The sequence below is a fragment of the Salegentibacter sp. genome (genome assembly GCF_041642575.1).
Classification (GTDB): domain Bacteria; phylum Bacteroidota; class Bacteroidia; order Flavobacteriales; family Flavobacteriaceae; genus Salegentibacter.
Map to the genome: position 1 here is coordinate 2,312 of NZ_JBEPWD010000127.1, position 2,398 is coordinate 4,709.

The following is a 2,398-nucleotide window of genomic DNA, read 5'->3' on the forward strand; positions in this document are numbered from 1 at the left end:
CTGAATTTTCTTAAAAATCGTGATGGTTTCAGGGCCAGGAAGAATAGAAACAGCAAAAATGCTGAAAGTACCACCAAACTGTATTTTAAAATAGAATTTGCTTCCGCAGGAATAAATGCAAGGGCTATAAAACTTAAAACCGCACAAATAAAAATATAGATATCGCTAAGACTGGGTTTTATCAGACTTCGAAAAAGACTTTCTTCCAGCACCGGAGCTATTACAACAGCCATAATTATGAAAGCCAGCGGACTCTCATTCATAAAATTAAAGAGCTCGGTTTGCTGATATTTTTCGAGATCTATTGAAGGAATTACGGTAGTAAGAAAACCAAGCAGAAAAAAGAATAAAAAATAAGATCCCAGCATTAACCAATAATTGCGAAACAGGTTTCTGGTCTTGGGGGATAGTTTTAGTAACTGCAAGATTTTAATTTTTACTGCAATTTAAAACTGTTTGAGGTTTATGCCACGAATTCACAAATATTAATTTTGGTTTCTCCCTCCTTCGGAGGGAGCCAGGGGGATGCCCTTAACAATCACTCAGGCTAACCTTTACGGCCAGTCCGCCTTCTGAGGTTTCTTTATATTTTGAATTCATATCTTTTGCGGTATCCCACATCGTTTCAATCACTTTATCCAGTGGTACCTTTGCCTTACTGGCATCACTTTCCAACGCGATTTCAGCAGCATTTATGGCTTTAATCGCACCCATAGAGTTTCTTTCGATACAAGGCACCTGAACCAATCCCGCGATTGGGTCGCAGGTAAGGCCAAGGTGATGTTCCATCGCGATCTCGGCAGCCATAAGGGATTGCTCGGGAGTACCTCCCAGAAGATCGGTTAAGCCGGCTGCGGCCATTGCTGATGAAACTCCAATTTCAGCCTGGCAACCGCCCATGGCAGCAGAAATGGTAGCTCCTTTTTTAAATAAACTACCAACTTCTCCGGCTACCAGCATAAAGCGTTTCAGGTCTTCAAAAGTAGCCTGGTGATTTTCGATCACCATATAATACATCATTACGGCGGGAACGGTTCCGGCGCTACCGTTGGTGGGAGCAGTTACCACACGGCCCAGAGAGGCATTTACCTCGTTCACACTAAAAGCGAAACAACTAACCCATTTAAGGATCTGGCGAAATTTCACTTCAGTCCTTCTTATGGCTGTAATCCATTCTTCCGCATTGGAATATTGCTCGTCGCCTATGAGGCGCTGATGCATCTCAAAGGAGCGGCGTTTAACATTTAATCCCCCGGGAAGGATGCCTTCAGTATGACAGCCTACGTACATTGAATCCAGCATCACATCCCATATCTGGCGCAGATTGGCATCTATTTCTTCATCGCTGCGAAGCGACCTTTCATTTTCCAAAACTATTTCTGAAATACTCTTGTTTTGCTCTTTACAATATTTGAGAAGTTCTGTTCCTTTTTCTATAGGAAATGGGAACTCCAAAAAACTTTGCATTTTTTTGCTGGCATTCTTCCGTTCTTTTTTTACCACAAAACCACCGCCAATGGAATAGAAAGAAGAGGAGTATTTTTTTCCGTTGGAAAGACTTGCTCTAAATGTCATTCCGTTTGGATGGAATTCCAGGAATTTCCGGTTGAATTTAATGTCAGTTTCCGTACTGAAATTAATAGGAAACTCGCCATTGAGTAGCAAGCTGTTTTCCCTCCTTATTTTTTCCATTTCAGGCTCGATAAGGTTAATGTCCATAGTCACGGGGTCGTGGCCTAAAAGCCCTAACAAAGTGGCGATATCGGTAGCATGACCTCTTCCGGTTAAGGAAAGTGAACCATAAAGGTCTATATGAATTTGTTCAACCTGTTCGAAACAGCCTTTTTTCTTTAATTCAGCAATAAAACGCTGGGCGGCACGCCAGGGACCAAGGGTGTGAGAGCTGGATGGGCCAACGCCCACCTTCAGCATATCAAAAACGCTAATACATTCGATTTTTCGCATTCAGAGCAAATATTTGAGTGCAAAAATAGGGATTTGTCAGGCTTCAGCATAGCTTAATAAGGAAAGTTTACAACGATTTCGTAACGCAGATTTGGCAAGGCTTTTAGGATAAAGTGACATCCTGTCAGAAGTTTTCTGCTGGCATAATGATTGACTTTAACACTCCGAACACAAAAAGAATCTAATAAATATAAAATTCAACGTATAAAGTTATGAGTAAAATAATTGGAATTGACTTAGGTACTACCAACTCGTGCGTTGCCGTAATGGAAGGAAACGAGCCAACGGTAATACCTAATGCCGAAGGTAAGAGAACTACGCCTTCTGTAATTGCCTTTGTGGAAGGCGGCGAAATAAAAGTAGGAGATCCTGCAAAGCGTCAGGCTGTAACCAACCCTGAAAAAACTGTAGCGTCTATCAAGCGTTTTATGGG

General features: G+C 41.8%; 2 protein-coding genes and 1 pseudogene. 1 reads left to right on the forward strand and 2 read right to left on the reverse strand.

Annotated elements, in window-relative coordinates; translation table 11 throughout:
• Both ACESK1_RS12140 and ACESK1_RS12145 read right to left on the reverse strand, forming a co-directional pair.
• Nucleotides 1-425 (reverse strand): annotated as a pseudogene (locus ACESK1_RS12140) (CPBP family intramembrane glutamate endopeptidase); the annotation flags it as partial.
• A gap of 106 nt (nucleotides 426-531) precedes the next feature.
• Nucleotides 532-1,965, reverse strand: a complete 1,434-nt coding sequence (locus ACESK1_RS12145; protein ID WP_372920446.1) for an L-serine ammonia-lyase — start codon at nucleotides 1,963-1,965, stop codon at nucleotides 532-534.
• A gap of 212 nt (nucleotides 1,966-2,177) precedes the next feature.
• Between ACESK1_RS12145 and ACESK1_RS12150 the strand changes: the two genes are divergently transcribed.
• The coding region (locus ACESK1_RS12150; RefSeq protein ID WP_372920447.1) for an Hsp70 family protein at nucleotides 2,178-2,398 on the forward strand (221 nt) is incomplete at its 3' end.

Excerpts from the sequence above, each read along its gene's own strand:
- ACESK1_RS12145 (WP_372920446.1), bottom strand. The coding sequence starts at position 1,965 with ATGCGAAAAATCGAATGTATTAGCGTTTTTGATATGCTGAAGGTGGGC.